11 protein-coding genes and 1 pseudogene are annotated in these 15,054 nt (G+C 71.9%); 7 read left to right on the forward strand and 5 right to left on the reverse strand.

Going from position 1 to position 15,054, the window contains the following annotated elements; genetic code table 11:
* Positions 1 to 47: 47 nt before the first annotated feature.
* Complete coding sequence (locus SXIM_RS25955; protein WP_246156941.1) at positions 48 to 1,385, forward strand: cytochrome P450; 1,338 nt, start codon at positions 48 to 50, stop codon at positions 1,383 to 1,385.
* Between the two features lie 99 nt (positions 1,386 to 1,484).
* On the opposite strand, the gene SXIM_RS25960 is transcribed toward SXIM_RS25955, so the two are convergent.
* Complete coding sequence (locus tag SXIM_RS25960; RefSeq protein ID WP_234307009.1) at positions 1,485 to 2,645, reverse strand: Gfo/Idh/MocA family protein; 1,161 nt, start codon at positions 2,643 to 2,645, stop codon at positions 1,485 to 1,487.
* A gap of 387 nt (positions 2,646 to 3,032) precedes the next feature.
* Between SXIM_RS25960 and SXIM_RS25965 the strand changes: the two genes are divergently transcribed.
* The 6 genes from SXIM_RS25965 (at position 3,033) to map (ending at position 9,612) form a co-directional block, all read left to right on the forward strand.
* Positions 3,033 to 3,683 (forward strand): hypothetical protein, encoded by a 651-nt coding sequence (locus SXIM_RS25965; RefSeq protein ID WP_046725247.1) that lies wholly within the window; start codon positions 3,033 to 3,035, stop codon positions 3,681 to 3,683.
* Between the two features lie 282 nt (positions 3,684 to 3,965).
* Positions 3,966 to 4,736, forward strand: coding sequence for an aminoglycoside phosphotransferase family protein (locus SXIM_RS25970; RefSeq protein ID WP_046725248.1), 771 nt, complete (start codon positions 3,966 to 3,968; stop codon positions 4,734 to 4,736).
* Between the two features lie 292 nt (positions 4,737 to 5,028).
* Entirely contained in the window at positions 5,029 to 5,574 is a 546-nt protein-coding gene (locus SXIM_RS25975) for a TetR/AcrR family transcriptional regulator (RefSeq protein WP_030739107.1), read from the forward strand.
* Positions 5,575 to 5,600: 26 nt separating this feature from the next.
* Positions 5,601 to 7,763, forward strand: a complete 2,163-nt coding sequence (locus SXIM_RS25980; RefSeq protein ID WP_030739110.1) for an MMPL family transporter — start codon at positions 5,601 to 5,603, stop codon at positions 7,761 to 7,763.
* 275 nt (positions 7,764 to 8,038) lie between these two features.
* Positions 8,039 to 8,563 carry a nucleoside/nucleotide kinase family protein gene (locus SXIM_RS25985; protein ID WP_046725941.1) on the forward strand — a complete coding sequence of 175 codons (525 nt, stop codon included), beginning with the start codon at positions 8,039 to 8,041 and terminating at the stop codon, positions 8,561 to 8,563.
* A 278-nt stretch (positions 8,564 to 8,841) separates the two neighbouring features.
* Positions 8,842 to 9,612, forward strand: a complete 771-nt coding sequence (gene map, locus SXIM_RS25990; protein ID WP_030739116.1) for a type I methionyl aminopeptidase — start codon at positions 8,842 to 8,844, stop codon at positions 9,610 to 9,612.
* A gap of 135 nt (positions 9,613 to 9,747) precedes the next feature.
* On the opposite strand, the gene SXIM_RS26000 is transcribed toward map, so the two are convergent.
* The 4 genes and pseudogenes from SXIM_RS26000 to SXIM_RS26015 all read right to left on the reverse strand — a co-directional run bounded on the left by SXIM_RS26000 (position 9,748) and on the right by SXIM_RS26015 (position 15,013).
* A complete protein-coding gene (locus SXIM_RS26000) occupies positions 9,748 to 11,079 on the reverse strand; it encodes a hypothetical protein (RefSeq protein ID WP_046725249.1) in 1,332 nt (443 codons plus the stop codon).
* Positions 11,080 to 11,347: 268 nt separating this feature from the next.
* On the reverse strand, positions 11,348 to 13,465 hold the full coding sequence (locus SXIM_RS26005; protein ID WP_046725250.1) for a xanthine dehydrogenase family protein molybdopterin-binding subunit: 2,118 nt from the start codon (positions 13,463 to 13,465) through the stop codon (positions 11,348 to 11,350).
* Entirely contained in the window at positions 13,462 to 14,466 is a 1,005-nt protein-coding gene (locus tag SXIM_RS26010) for an FAD binding domain-containing protein (protein ID WP_046725251.1), read from the reverse strand. Before SXIM_RS26010 ends, SXIM_RS26005 begins: the two co-directional genes overlap by 4 nt.
* Positions 14,463 to 15,013 (reverse strand): annotated as a pseudogene (locus SXIM_RS26015) ((2Fe-2S)-binding protein). Before SXIM_RS26015 ends, SXIM_RS26010 begins: the two are co-directional and overlap by 4 nt.
* Positions 15,014 to 15,054: the final 41 nt, after the last annotated feature.

The following is a 15,054-nucleotide window of genomic DNA, read 5'->3' on the forward strand; positions in this document are numbered from 1 at the left end:
AGGGGCGGACCGGATCGGACGGCGACCGGCGAGAAGGGCTGCGGAGCATGCTGGACAACGCGTTCGGACAGGAGCCGCGATGGGACCCGCGCGTCTTTCCCCCCGCCTCCCGCGCGCCACGGGCCGTACAGACCGCCCACATGCTCCGCGACCCGCGCGGATTCGGGCTCTCGCTGCGGCGGAGGTTCGGTCCGGTCTTCTCCGCACGCGTGCACCCCTACCGCGCGGCGCTGGTGTGTGCCACGGACGCCGCGACCAACCGTGCCGTTCTCACCGACCACGAGCGGTTCGTCGGCGGCCGGGCGACCGCCCTGCTGCGACCGGCGCTGGGGGAGGGCTCACTGATCTGCACACCCCCGCCGCGCCATCTGCCGCACCGCAGACTGCTGTTGCCCCCCTTCCAGGGGAAGCAGCTGGCCGGCTGGGAGGACCGCGTCCGCGAGGTTGTCCGCGCCGCGCTGCCCGGCCTGCTGACCGGCGGAGACCGCCCGACTCGGCCCTGGGCACAACGGCTGACCCTGGAGGTGGTGCTGCGGGTCGTCTTCGGGCTGCGGGATCCGGCACGGGTCGCGGTGTTCCGGGACGCGTTGACGGCCTTCGCCGGGACCGGCAACGTCTCCACCCTCTTCCTGCCCGCGCCGCTGCGCCGCGATCTGGGACGTCTGTCCCCGGGCGGACGTTTCGGACGACTCCGCTTGCACGTAAGGGAGTTGATCCGGGAAGAGATCGCCGCCCGCCGCGAGGTGGCCGATCGCGAAAGCCGCGACGATGTCCTGTCCACGCTGCTGGACCGTTACGACGCGGGCCCCGGCGACCAGCGGCTGCTGGACGAACTGACCGGGCTGGTGCTGGCCGGGTACGAGACCACGGCTACCACCATCGCCTGGACCCTCCACCTCCTCGCCCACCACGGCCACACGCGGGATGACCTGGTGGCCGACCTCGACGCGGGCTCGGACCGGTTGCTCAAGGCGGTCATCAAGGAGTCCGGCCGACTCCGGCCCGCCGTCTACAACGCCATGCGCACCGCCGCCGAGGACACCTCGCTGGGCGGACACCCGGTTCCGCGGCACGCGTTCGTCGCGGCGCTGTTCCCGATCACCCACCTCGACCCCGAACTGTGGCCGCAACCGCACGCGTTCCGGCCCGAACGACACCTCGGCGCCGATCCCCTGCCGTACGCGCTCACCCCCTTCGGCGGCGGTCTGCGGCGCTGCATCGGGGTACCGCTGGCCCAGTTGGAGGCCGAGATCGTGGTCACCGAGGTGCTGGCCCGGGCCTTGCCCGAACCGGCCGGCCCACCGGAACCGGCACGGCTGGCCGCGGTGACCCTGGTCCCCGCGCGCGGAGGACGCGTCCGGTTCCGCCGCAGGGGGACGCTGTGACGGAGCGGCGCGGGAGACGCACCGCCGAGGTCGCGTCGGCCACCTGACACCGGGCCGGACGGGCACCGCCGATGCTCGGACCGGCCCCGGGGCGCGCGGTCACGCGGGCCGCCGCGCTGCCTCGATGATCTCCAGCCCGCGCACGCAGTCGCGGGGATCCACCGGGAGCGGCGCTCCCGAGGTGAGCGCGTCGCCCAGGGCACGGTAGAAGGCCAGGTGCTCGCCGGGCAGCAACGGAGCGGGGCGCTCACCGTCGGGTGTCGTGAGCAGCGCGGTGCGGCCGTCGGCGTGGACGCCGAAGCCCGGGTCCAGCGGACGCAGGCCGGCCTTCGACTGCGGTTCCTGGGGGTCAAGGCCGTGCGAGGTGAGGACCCCGCGCGAGCCGAGCACCCGGAAACGGGGCCGGTTGGCGGGGGCCGTCGCGTTCATCCAGAGCCGTGAACGCACGCCGTTCGCGTGGGTGAGCGCGAGGAACACATCGTCGTCGGCCACGGCGCCTGGGCGGCGCCGGTCCAGTTCGGCGTGGATGGCGACGACGTCCCCGAACAGCAGGAGCGCCTGGTCGATGAGATGGGGGCCAAGGTCGAGGAGGATGCCTCCCCCCTCCTCGGGGGTCGCGATGTCCTTCCAGCGCTGGATGAGGGTGGGCGCCCACTTCTCGAAGGCGGACTCGAACTGGTGGACCTCACCGATGTCCCCCGCCGCCAGGGCCCGGCGGAGGGTGAGGAAGTCCCCGTCCCAGCGCCGGTTCTGGAAGACGGTGAGCGGAACCCCGGCTGCCTCGGCCTCCTCGATCAGGGAACGCGCCTCCGCGCTGGATATCCCCAGGGGCTTGTCGATCACGACCGGGATCCCGGCGGCGATGGCGCGCCGCGCCAGCGGGGCGTGGGTGCTGTTCGGGCTGGTGATCACGATGAGGCCGAGATCGTCGCGGGCGAACACTTCGTCCGGGCCGGAGAGGATGTCGGCCCTCGGGTACGCGTCGGCCGCGGCGGCGACCCGCGCCGGGTCGGTGGTCACGATCGCGGAGACGGTGAAACGCGGCTCGGCGGTGAGCAGCGGCGCGTGGAAGACGCGTCCGCCGGTGCCGAAGCCGATGATCGCGGTACGGATGGGCATGGTGTTCTCCTGGCTGGGGGCGGTCAGGGGCGCTGTGTCGGTGTGCCGTGTCCCGGCGACGCGCTCGGGCCGGGAGACGCCGACGATGGCCGTGGCGATCCGGGGGTCGCGGCCCCGCGCACGGCGCGCGTCCGGGAGCATTTGCGGCGCCTCACGCTACCCGTAGCGGGCGGACACCTCGGTACCTGTGGGGAGGACGATGTCGAACGGTTCCAGCGCGCGGAGCACGGCGATCGCGTCGGGCACCGTCCGGCCGGGGCCCATGTCGAGCGCGAGCCTGCGGCCCGATCCTGCCTCGTCCTTCGTCCCACGCTCTCCCTTCCCCTCGGACTGTCCAGTTGTCCTCCACCCGTGGACAACCTGGTCGGAGAGTCGGGAAAATGTTGCCCTCCTGGGGCGGCCCGCAGCGCCCCATCCGGCGGTCGTGGGCCGGTCGATGCCGAGGAGTGTCCGCACGGGTCACAACGCGGTGCGGAAGAGGACCCCGCATCGGCCAGGGCCCGGTCCGAGCAGGAGAGGTGGTTCCCCGTGCCAGAGGCGAACCGACTGCCGCACAACACGCTCCAGACACTGGGGTTCCTGTTGCTGGGAGCAGTGGGCTTCGCGGCGGCCCAGGGATGGTGGCTGGTCGTCGGCCTGTGGTTCGTGTTCCCGGCGGCCGCACAGGTCCGCCAGCGCCGCATGCTGGTCCGCCACCAGCGCGACGTACGGCACATTCGAGAGGATCTCGTCCGCTTCGCCGCGGCGCGCGTCCCGGCCCGGCACACCGCCCACCTCCACATCGCCGGCGGCCATCGGGCCGTCATCGTCTCGGGCGGTGCGAATCCCCGGTTCGTCCGAGTCGTCCTGGAGGGGCTGCCCACCGCGCCCGCGCCCGTCGGCGAAAAGGCCGGCTCCCTCCGTGCGCTGATCACCGCGTACACCATCGACGAACGCACCGGCACCGTCCTGGCCGAGGCCGCGACGGTACCGGCGGTGCGCGACCCGGGCAGCCCCGGAGGGGTCCGGATCCCCAGGCCGTCCGCACCCTCGCGGGATCGCTCTCTCGCCGGGCAGTGGGGGGTCCGCGCCCGCCGGGCTCTGGCTGGCCCGGCCGAACTCCAGGACCTCTACGCCTTCCTGGAATCCGCTGACACCGTCGAGATCAACGCCGATTCCGGAGAACCCGACCGCCCCTGAGCCCACCACGTGGCGGGGTCGGACCCACCACTGCGGGCCGCCGGGCTCCTCGCGTGCCCGCACGGGAGACGTCGAACAGCCGCGCCCCGCGCTCGTGTTCCGCCGCCGGCGTCGGCCACCTTCTTCACCGAACGGGGTCAGGCCGGGCTCCGGCGTCTGGCCGATCCCGGAACACAGGGGCCCGCCGGGACGGAAACGCTGTGGCGGTCGAGACAACGACCGGCGATGCTCGGACGCGTGTGAGAAGCCGACGGCCGGCAGCCACGAGGAGGTCCTTCCCGCATGGCCGATGAGTACGTGCTGCGAGATGACGATCACCGCAGGGTGGTGCGCGTCGGCGACACCGTCCGGCGCCCCGTACATCCGTGGACCCCGGCGGTGCACGCACTGCTCCGGTACCTCGAGGAAGCCGGTTTTCCGTACTCCCCACGGGTGCGGGGCATGGACGACGAGGGACGCGAGATCCTCACCTATCTGGACGGCGCGTCAGGGCCGGCGGGTTGGGCCGGAGTGGTCGACGACCGTGGCCTGATCGCCTTCGCCCGCCTGCTGCGCGCATACCACGACGCTGTTGTCGGGTTCCGCCTGCCCGAAGGGCTGAGCTGGTGCACCGGAGAGAACGGCCCGTCCGATGGCGAGGTGATCTGCCACGGCGACTTCGGACCGTGGAACGTCGTGTGGCGAGGTGCGGACCCCGTGGGCATTCTGGACTGGGACTACGCCCGCCCGGCGGAGCGCCTCCACGACATCGCCTACGCCCTGGAGTACGTGGCCCCGTTCCGCGATGACGTCGAATGCCTGCGCTGGCTGAGCTACCCTCAGCCCCCTGACCGCAGGGGCCGCATGGAACTCTTCGCCGCCGCCTACGGCCTCACCTCCACCGGGGGATTGGTCGAGGCGGTCATCGACGTGCAGGAACGAACCATCGAGCAGGTCCGCCAACTGGCCGAGCGGGGCAACCAGCCCCAGGTCCACTGGGTGGCCGCCGGTCATCTCGACGACCTGACGCGACGGGTCGTCTGGAGTAGGGCCCACCGCCACCTCTTCGTGTGATCGCCGCACCGTCCGACGATGCAAGGGCCCCTTCCCCGGATGAGGTGCGGCCGCTGTTTCCGTCAGCGGTCTCCCGCGGTGCTGTCTCGCCCCGTGCGATCGGCACCGATGGACCACGGGCCGCGGCCCGCGCGATTCCCACCTGGGGACGCGACCGATCGCGGCATCGAAGCGAGAGTCACTCGATCCGCCAGGGCCCGCGCCCCGGCCACACCCGTGAGGGTGACACGGCTCACAGGCGCACCCTGTCCGATCGGTCAGCTCTGACCGATCGGACAGTTATGGTGGTGGCATGGCACGCCCCGCTTCCGCCCTGCGCGGTCAGATCCTGGAGTCGGCACTGCGACTGTTCGCCGCGGACGGCTTCCGCGGCACCTCGCTGCAGGACATCGCGACCGATGCCGGGTGCTCGAAGGCCTCGCTCCTCTACCACTTCACCACCAAGGACGCCATCCTCACCGAGCTGCTGACCCCGGCGGCCGATGGTGTCGCCGCGCTGCTCGCCCGCCTGGAAGGGCTGGAGGGCGAGCCGCTGGTGGACGAGGCCGTCACCGGCTTTGTGGAGATCACCCTGCGTTTCCGGCAGGAGATGCGGCTGCTCTTCGCCGACATCGAGCGGGCGAGTGACGAACCCGGCCTCGGGGTCATGGATCTCTTCGAAGGGCTGCTCGACGCGTTCACCGCGCGATCCCCGGACTCCCGCGGCCGGGTGGCCGCCTGGATGGCGATCGGCGCCGTCTTCGTCACCAGCACCGGCAACGACGAAGTGCCGCACGAGGTCCTGCGCACCGAGCTGATCCTCGGCGTGCGGCGCCTCCTCGACCACACCCCCAGCTGAAACCCTCACGGAAAGGTGCGTCCTCGATGGCGACCCTGCTGTACCGGCTCGGCCGGTTCTCCTTCCGGGCCCGCGGCCGAATAGCCGCGGCCTGGCTCGTCCTGCTCGCCCTGCTGGGCCTCGCGGCGGCCACACTGATGAGCCCGACGACCGACGAATTCTCCATGCCGGGAACCGAGTCGCAGCAGGCGCTGGACGACCTCGGCCGCCAGTTCCCCGAGGCCAGTGGTGCGACCGGCACGATCGTCATCGCCGCGCCCGAAGGCGGCGGCCTCGACCCGGCCGCCGTGGCACCCGTGGTGGAGGAGGCCGCCGCGATCGACGGCGTCATCGCCGCCATGGACCCCTTCGAGACCGGCGCCGTCTCCCCGGACGGCCGTTACGCCCTGGTGCAGCTGCAGTTCGACACGAGCGTCGACAAGATCACCGACGGGCAGCGGTCGGCCTATGAGGCGGTCGGAGCCGATATCGAGGACCTGCGGGTCGAGCACGGCGGCGAGATCATGGGTGGCGAGGTGGAGATCGGCTCCACCGAGATCCTGGGCGTCCTGGTCGCGGCGGTGGTCCTGGTCATCACCTTCGGCTCGCTCGTCGCCGCCGGTATGACCCTGCTGAACGCGCTGATCGGCGTCGCCATCGGCATGGCCGGCCTCTTCTCCCTCACCAGCGTCATCGAACTGACCTCCACCGCGCCGATCCTGGCACTGATGCTGGGCCTGGCCGTCGGCATCGACTACTCCCTGTTCATCACCTCCCGCTACCGCCAGTACCTCGCGGAAGGCGTCGCACCCGAGGAAGCGGCCGGCCGCGCGACCGGCACCGCCGGCTCCGCCGTCGTCTTCGCGGGGGCCACCGTCATCATCGCGCTCACCGGGCTCTCCGTCGTCGGCATCCCCTTCCTGACCTTCATGGGCCTCGCCGCCGCCGCGACCGTCGCGGTCGCCGTCCTGGTGGCGCTCACCCTGCTGCCGGCCTTCCTCTCCTTCGCCGGGCCGAAGATCCTGCCCCGCAAGCAGCGCGCGGAGAGCGGCACGTCCGAAGCTCCCACCGAGGGCTTCGGCTTCACCTGGGGACGGCTTATCACCCACAAGCTCCGGATCCCGATCCTGCTGCTGGCCACGGCCGGGCTCGTCGCGCTCACCCTCCCCGCCCAGAACATGCGCCTCGCCCTGCCCGACGCAGGCACCGCGGCCGAGGGGTCGCCCGCCCGTGAGGCCTACGACCTGACGGCCGAAGGCTTCGGCGAGGGCTTCAACGGACGCCTGATCGCGGTGGTCAACGGCGCGGACCCGCAGTCCACCGGCGCGGCCGTCGAGGAGGCCGCCGGGCTCATCATGGCGACCGACGGCATCCTCGCCGTCACCCCGCCGCAGCTGAACGAACAGGGCACCACCGCGCTGCTCACCGTCATCCCCGAAGCCGGCCCCACCGACACCGCCACCGAGGACGCCGTCCACGCGATCCGTGACCAGGTCGGTGGAATCGAGGGAGCGGACATCGCGCTGACCGGCGTCACCGCTCTGGGCATCGACGTCTCCGAGAAGCTCGCCGACGCCATGCCGATCTACCTGCTCCTGGTGGTGGGGCTGTCCATCCTGCTGCTGATGCTGGTCTTCCGGTCCGTCCTGGTCCCGCTGAAGGCCGCGCTGGGCTTCCTGCTCACCGTGGGCGCGACCTTCGGCATCACGGTGGCGATCTTCCAGGAGGGCCACCTCGCGGAACTGGTCGGCGTCGACGCTCCCGGTCCGCTCGTGAGCTTCCTGCCGATCCTGCTCATCGGCATCCTGTTCGGCCTGGCCATGGACTACGAGGTCTTCCTCGTCTCCCGGATGCGCGAGGACTTCGTGCACGGTGCCGACCCGCAGGCGGCCACCGTCAGCGGCATGGGCCACAACGCTCGCGTCGTCACGGCCGCCGCGCTCATCATGACCTCGGTGTTCGGCGGGTTCGTGTTCATGGACGACCCGATCATCAAGTCCATCGGATTCGCCCTCGCCATCGGTGTGGTCATCGATGCCTTCGTCGTGCGCATGGCGCTGGTCCCGGCCGTGATGTCCCTGCTCGGCCGGGCCGCCTGGTGGCTGCCGGCGCCCGTGGACAAGGTGCTGCCCGACCTCGACATCGAGGGCGAGAAGCTGAACAAGCAGCTCGCCGCGGAGCAGCGCGAGCAGGAGTCCGTCCCGGCCTGACCCGCGCCTGCCTGGCCCGGCGTCGGTCGGGCTCCCGCCGGGCGCTTTCCCGGAAGCGCCCGGCGGGAGCATCCGGAACGCCGAGGCCAGTGCCCGCTCCGAAGACGGCGATCACCTGGGGTGCGGACTGCTCCTTGTGCGGCACGTTCAGTTTGCTTGGCACGTGGGTCACCTTTCACTCCGACGGTGACATGTACGTTGACCGCCGGGTCGAACCAAGCCGGCCGGGCGAAACCGTTCGCCGCTTCCGCACGGGCTCTGCCAGGGTCGGGGCCATGACCGGTTACGCGTTGTTGCTCATCGGCGGTGGTGCGGGTGTCGGGAAGACGACCGTGGGGTGGGAGGTGTCCGCCGTGCTGCGGGCGAGGGGAACGGCGCACTGCCTGCTGGAGGGGGACTACATGGATCAGATTCATCCCGCCCCGGCCGGAGACCCGCACCGCTCAGCGATCACGGAGCGGAACACCGCCGCGATCTGGGCGAATTACGCCGCTCTCGGTCAGCGCCGCCTCATCGACACGAACACGGTCAGCGTTCTGGAGGAGCCGATGCTCAGGCGCGCCATGGGCGGGGGTGAGATCAGGGTCACCCGGGTCCTGCTCACGGCCGGGGAAACCACCGTCCGGGAGCGGCTGGCAGGGCGGGAAATCGGGTCCCAGCTCGACGCGCACATCGAGTCGAGCCTGCGGAACGCACGGCATCTCGACGAGGAAGCGCCGCCGGGGACCATCCGCATTCCGACGGACGGTCGCTCCGTCCACGCCATCGCCCTGGACATCCTGCGGAGCGCTTCCTGGTAGAGGCGTTTCGCTCCTTCGCCTCACGCACCGACGAACGGCTCCGCCCCCGGGGCCCTGACGGTGGGTCCCGTCCGGCCCGCCCGGAATCCGCTGGTGCTGTCGTCATGACACGGAATGCCACCTTCGAGGAGGCCCTGATCCCGAGCCGGACATCGTCCGCGATCGCCATGCCCGGCTGCGTCCGGCCGCTGTGGGGGAGGGTGGCCCGGCCATGGCCTCGCACCGATACCGGTATAGTAATGACGGTATAGTTATTGGCTGGGCACGAAGGGCGCCACATGATCGAGATTCTCAACCCCACCCTGCTGGCACGGGCAAGAACCACCGGCGCCGTCGTCGCTGACATCCTGCAGACGCTGAGGGGCCGGAGCACGGTCGGCACGAACCTGCTGGACATCGACCGGTGGGCCAAGGAGATGATCGCCGGGGCGGGAGCGTCCTCCTGTTACGTCGACTACGCGCCGTCCTTCGGACGCGGACCGTTCGGCCACTACATCTGCACGGCCGTCAACGACGCCGTACTGCACGGGCGGCCTCACGACTACACGCTCGCCGACGGGGATCTGCTGACCCTCGATCTCGCGGTCTCCAAGGGCGGAATCGCCGCGGACGCCGCCATCAGCTTCCTCGTGGGCACCCAAAGGCCCGCGGAGAGCCTGGCGATGATCGACGCGACCGAACGGGCGCTGGCCGCGGGGATCTCCGCCGCTGGCCCCGGGGCGCGGATCGGCGACATCTCCCACGCCATCGGTACGGTCCTGAGCGAGGCCGGGTACCCGGTCAACACCGAGTTCGGAGGCCACGGCATCGGATCAACGATGCATCAGGACCCCCACGTCCCCAACACCGGGCGACCGGGGCGCGGTTACACGCTGCGCCCCGGGCTGCTGCTCGCCCTGGAGCCCTGGGTCATGGCGGACACCGCCCGACTCGTCACCGACGCCGACGGCTGGACGCTCCGCAGCGCGACCGGCTGCCGGACGGCACACACCGAACACACGATCGCTGTCACCGATGACGGCGCCGAAATCCTCACCCTGCCGAAGTGAACGCGGCAGTGTGAGGTCGCGCCCACGCCGTCAAGGGCGCCGAGGGGCGAGCGACCGCGTCACCCTTCGGAGCCCGGCGGTCGTTGAACGCCGCCCGGGTACCTGCATTCGATGCGGGGCGCTCGCCCTGGCCGCTCATTCCCGCACCTGGCCGCCGCATGCTGCCCGGACTTCCTCCAGCAGCTCCGGGTAGTGCTCGCCATACGTGCCCACCGCGTGCCACACCGCGTCCAGCGCCGCTTCCAAAGGGTCGGGCCCGGCGGCGGCGAGCACGGCGGGGAGAGCGAAGTGTGGCTGTGAGATCCGCTCGGGGCGGTGCTGAGCGCCCGCGGCGTGCAGCACCACCGCGCCGAGCCCCATGACCCGGGTCGGTATCGGCTCGTCACCGGCGGCCACCCTCGACGTGAACGCGCCCAACGCGTGGCCCAAGCCCGACCGCCTCCCCCCTTGTTCCCAGGGCTCCGCCGCAGCCGACCTCTGCCCGGATTCCACCAAGGACGTCAGCGGACGGTAGGGCGGCCGCTCCGGAGGAACCGCCCTGCGCACCGACCGACTCGGGACCTGCGGATCGGAGTGCAAGGTCTCCCACATCCGCGCTGGGTCGTCGAACGGCGGCGGCACCGGACGCCCCTCCGTCAACGCGGAGAGCGCCCGGGCGACCCAGGAAACGCCGGCCAGGCCCGCCGCCTCGCAGGCCCACCGGGCAGCCAACGACGCCACCGCGCGCTGGACATCGGGACCCGCGGCATCCATCACATGCACCAGCTCACTGTCGAAGGTGAGCAGGCCGCGCACATTGCCACCGACGCCGCGCAAACGCTCGCTGGGCAGCCGACCGCCCCACTCCCATCGCTCGCGGTGCAGCCGCCGTTCCTCGGCGGCCCGTTGCTCCGCCTGACGGGCCAGGCGGGCTGTCTCGGCCCGCTCTTCCGGCGTGGGTGCTGCGGGAAGCCCGCGCGCGTAGCGATGACTGTGGGCGGCCTCCCGTGAGGTCTGGCGGACAACGCGGTCCGCACGGGGCGGCGCGGGCCAGAACTGCAAGAGATAGCTGTCTGCCTGTGGCTCCCCGGACACTCTGGAGTCCAGCCTGCGTCCCTCATCCATCCCCCGGGCGCAGTACCGCACCCGGTAGCCGGTCCGGGCGAGGCCGAGATCCCACGTCGCTTCGCCCGCCCACTGCATCAGAAGGGCGCGCTCCGACAGCGGGTGGAAGGACACCTCCACCACGTCCTCCCAGACCGGGTCCAGCGCGGGCTCCGCGTCGTGGACCTCCACGGCGAAGCCGACGTTGCCCGTGTGCAGCCCGGTGCTCAGCCACAGAGCGCCCGGGGCCGCCGCCCCGCACAGCCCTCCGTTCTGACCGGCGAACGCTTCGGCGAGGTCCGGGATCGCCCCACCGTGCGGATCGCTCACGACGTAGATCTGGTGATAGTGAACGCGTACCTCGCCCGTGACTGGCCTGCGCACAGCGCCCCTCCCTCGGTGCCGGACGGCTTCGCGGACCGCCCGGTTCGGCGGACCGTCACCCGCCGTGCATCATGCCGCAGACCACTGACAACACCTCCGACGACGAGACGGCACGGGCCCGGCCGAGCAGCAGAGGCGAAAGCAGTGCGCACACCACGGGAAGGCTGCCCCGAGGTCACCGCGTCACCTCCGGGTCGCCGCCACCCGCACGCACGACCTGTCACGCCGTCACCCTCCGCCGGGCAGGCGGCCCCCGGGGCGGCACAGCTCACCGCTTCGGCTTGCCCTCCCATCCCTCCAGCGCGGGCAGCACCTTGTCCAACGTGATCGGCAGGTCCCGTACGCGGACGCCGCAGGCGTGCCACACTGCGTTCGACACCGCTGCGGCCGTGCCGACGATGCCGATCTCGCCGATGCCCTTCGACCCCATGGCGTTGACATGGGGGTCGTGTTCGGGCAGCCAGTGCGCCTCGATCTCGTGGACGTCCGCGTTGGCCGTGATGTGATATTCGGCGAAGTCGTGGTTGACGACATGACCGGAACGGGGGTCGAGCACGCTGCTCTCGTGCAGCGCCATCGAGAGCCCCATGGTCATCCCGCCGATGAACTGCGACCGCGCCGTACGCGGGTTGATGATCCGGCCCGCGGCGAACACCCCGAGCAGGCGCGGCACCCGTACCTCTCCCGTGTCGGTGTTGATGTGCGCCTCGGCGAACTGCGCGCCGAAGGCGTGCATGGCGTACCGGTCATCGGGCCGCCCGACGGAACCGGACGCCTCGGCACCGTCCGGCGGCTCGTTCCCGTACCGCTCCCGCAGCGCACGTGCGGCCTCGACCACGGCGGAGCCCCACGTCGTCATCCCCGAGGACCCTCCGGCCACGGACGCCGTCGGACAGTCGGTGTCACCGATCCGGACATCCACCCGGGAGACCGGTACCCCGAGCGCGTCCGCAGCGATCTGCGGCAACGTGGTCCACGTCCCGGTGCCGAGGTCGGACGCGCCGATCTCGGCGACGTAGCGGTCCCCTTCCCGCCGGATCACCGCCGTCGAGTACGGCATGCGATTGACCGGGTACGTGGAGGCCGCGACGCCCGTGCCGACCAGCCACGCGCCGCGCCGCCTCGCGCCGGGCCGGGGGTCGCGCCGCGACCAGCCGAATCGCGTGGCTCCCTCCCGCAGGCAACCGACGAGATTGCGGCTGGAGAAGGGCTTCCCCGAACCCGGTTCGACGGCTGGTTCGTTGCGGACCCGCAGTTCGATCGGGTCCATGCCGAGACGTTCGGCCAGCTCATCCATCGCCACCTCGGGTCCGAACATCCCCGGACACTCACCGGGGGCGCGCATCCAGGACGGCACCGGGACATCGAGGGCCGCGAGCCGGTGCGTGGTCCGGCGGTTCGCGGTGGCGTACATGATCCGCGACGGCACGCCGGTCTGCTCGGCGAACTCCTTGATCCGCGAGGTCTGCTCGACGACGTCGAGCGCGAGCGCGGTGAGCGTGCCGTCACGGTCGGCGCCCAGGGAGCACCGCTGAATCGTGGGGGTGCGGTAGCCGACGAGGCAGAACATCTGTTGGCGGGTCAGGGCCAGCCGCACCGGCCGGCCGGGAAGCGCCCGCGCCGCCAGTGCGGCGAGCACCACGTTGACGTGCGGTTGCCCCTTGGAACCGAAGCCTCCCCCGACATACGGGCACACGACCCGGATCTGCGCCTCGTCGAGACCGAACACGCCGGCCACGGTGGTGCGCGTCGGGTGGACGCCCTGGGTGGAGTCCCACAGGGTGAGCAGGCCCTCGCCGGCCGGGTCCCACAGGGCCGTCGTCGCGTGCGGTTCCATCGGGTTGTTGTGGTTCATCGCCGTGGTGTACGTCTGCTCGACGGTCACTTCCGCCGCAGCCATCGCCGCCTCGATGTCGCCCTCGGCCGTGTCGGTGGGGAAGGACGGGTTCACCTGCTCGGGCGCGTACAGGTCCTCCCGGTCGGCCCGCAGTTCGGCGTCGTGCGGCTCCTGCGCGTAGGTCACCCGGATCAGAGCGGCGGCGTGCCGGGCGGTCTCCGAGGTGTCGGCGATGACGGCGGCCACGACCTGGCCCCGGAAGGCGACTTCGTCGTCCTGGAGCGCCGCCAGCTCCCGGTCGTCGGTGGATGCCAGCCGCTCGACGGTCCCAGGGGTGAGCACCGCCGCCACGCCGTCGAGCGCCTCGGCCTCGGTGGTGTCGAGTTCCGTGACCCGGCCACGGGCGATCGCGGCCTGGACGGGATACACGTAGGCGGGGTTCTCCGCAGCGGCCTCGTAGGCGTAGACGGCGGTGCCCAGAACCTTGGCCCTCCCGTCCCGGCGGGGCAGGTCGCGGCCGATGGCGTCCGGTGCGTTCAGGAAGGTCATGGTGCGTCCTCTCGGACCAGGTCGCGCAGGGTGGCGGCGAGCGTGCGGCGCAGCAGGGGGATCTTGAACGCGTTGCCGCCGTCCAGCCCCTCGGCCGGGCGGGCATCGGCGAGTTCGGCGTCCGCGGCGGCGAGGTAGCTCCGGTCCGACGCCTCGGAGCCCCGCAGCACGTCCTCGGCCCGGCGGGCGCGCCACGGCGCGTGCGCCACGCCGCCGAACGCGATGCGCGCGTCGACGATCACACCGTCCTCCACCTCGACCGCCGCGGCGACGCCGACCAGGGCGAAGGCGTACGAGGCGCGATCGCGCACCTTGCGGTAGGCGGAGCGACGGGCCAGGAGCTGCCCCGGCAGGTCGATCGCGGTGATCAGCTCGCCGTGTTCGAGCACCGTGTCGCGCTCCGGCGTGTCACCGGGCAGCCGGTGCAGGTCCACGAAGGGAAGGGTGCGCTCGCCGTCCGGGCCGAGCACCCGCACCCGCGCGTCGAGCGCCGTCATCGCGACGGCCATGTCGGAGGGGTGCACCGCGATGCAGTGTTCGGAGGCCCCGAGGATCGCGTGGTTGCGGGTCCACCCGCCGAGGGCGGAGCAGCCCGATCCGGGCACCCGTTTGTTGCACGGGGTGGTGACGTCCTGGAAGTACACGCAGCGGGTCCGCTGCAGCGGGTTGCCGCCGGTGGTGGCCATGTTGCGCAGTTGTCCCGACGCGCCCGACAGCAGTGCCTGGGACAGCACGGGGAACCGCTCGCGCACGCGGCTGTCCGCGGCGAGTTCGCTGTTGCTGACGCCCGCGCCGACCCGCAAGGCCCCTGAGCCCAGTTCCTCGATCTCGGTGGACAGCAGGCCGGCGACACCGACGACCAGGCCGGGCGCGGCGACACCCAGCTTGAGGTGGTCCACCAGGTTCGTGCCGCCGCCGAGGAAGACCGCGGTCGGATCCCCGGCGACAGTGCGCACGGCTTCCGCCGCATCCGTGGGGCTCCGGTAGTCGAACGGCCTCACCCGGCCACCTCCGTACCGGCCGCCCGCTCGGAGGCCGCCACGGCCTGCTGGATGGCCGGCACGATGTTGACGTAGGCCGCGCACCGGCACAGGTTGCCGCTCATCCGCTCGGCGATCTCCGTACGGTCCAGGCGCGGTTCCCCCGTGCTCCCGGTGACGGCGCTCGGCCAGCCCCGCGCGAACTCCTGGAGCATGCCGACCGCGGAGACGACCTGCCCCGGGGTGCAGTAGCCGCACTGGAACGCGTCGCAGTCGATGAAGGCCTGCTGCACCGGATGCAGGCCGCCCTCGGGGCGGTGCCCTCGGCGGCGAGCCCTTCGGCGGTGGTCACCCGGGCGCCGTCCTGGGTGACGGCGAGAGTGAGGCAGCTCAGCACGCGCCGCCCGCCGGACAGCACCGTGCACGCCCCGCACTGCCCGTGGTCGCAGCCCTTCTTGGGACTCGTCACTCCCAGCCGTTCGCGCAGCGCGTCCAGCAGCGTCGTGCGCGTATCGACGGTCAGCCGCCGCGCGGCCCCGTCGACGTGCACGATGATCTCGGTATCCATCGCGGCTGGGTACCCCGACCGTTACCGCTCACACGGCGCGC

The sequence above is a fragment of the Streptomyces xiamenensis genome, assembly GCF_000993785.3.
In the GTDB taxonomy this organism is placed as follows: domain Bacteria; phylum Actinomycetota; class Actinomycetes; order Streptomycetales; family Streptomycetaceae; genus Streptomyces; species Streptomyces xiamenensis.

Excerpts from the sequence above, each read along its gene's own strand:
- SXIM_RS26005 (WP_046725250.1), bottom strand. The coding sequence starts at position 13,465 with ATGACCTTCCTGAACGCACCGGACGCCATCGGCCGCGACCTGCCCCGC.
- SXIM_RS25985 (WP_046725941.1), top strand. The coding sequence starts at position 8,039 with ATGACCGGTTACGCGTTGTTGCTCATCGGCGGTGGTGCGGGTGTCGGG.
- SXIM_RS25980 (WP_030739110.1), top strand. The coding sequence starts at position 5,601 with ATGGCGACCCTGCTGTACCGGCTCGGCCGGTTCTCCTTCCGGGCCCGC.
- SXIM_RS25975 (WP_030739107.1), top strand. The coding sequence starts at position 5,029 with ATGGCACGCCCCGCTTCCGCCCTGCGCGGTCAGATCCTGGAGTCGGCA.
- SXIM_RS25970 (WP_046725248.1), top strand. The coding sequence starts at position 3,966 with ATGGCCGATGAGTACGTGCTGCGAGATGACGATCACCGCAGGGTGGTG.
- map (WP_030739116.1), top strand. The coding sequence starts at position 8,842 with ATGATCGAGATTCTCAACCCCACCCTGCTGGCACGGGCAAGAACCACC.
- SXIM_RS25955 (WP_246156941.1), top strand. The coding sequence starts at position 48 with ATGCTGGACAACGCGTTCGGACAGGAGCCGCGATGGGACCCGCGCGTC.
- SXIM_RS25960 (WP_234307009.1), bottom strand. The coding sequence starts at position 2,645 with ATGCTCCCGGACGCGCGCCGTGCGCGGGGCCGCGACCCCCGGATCGCC.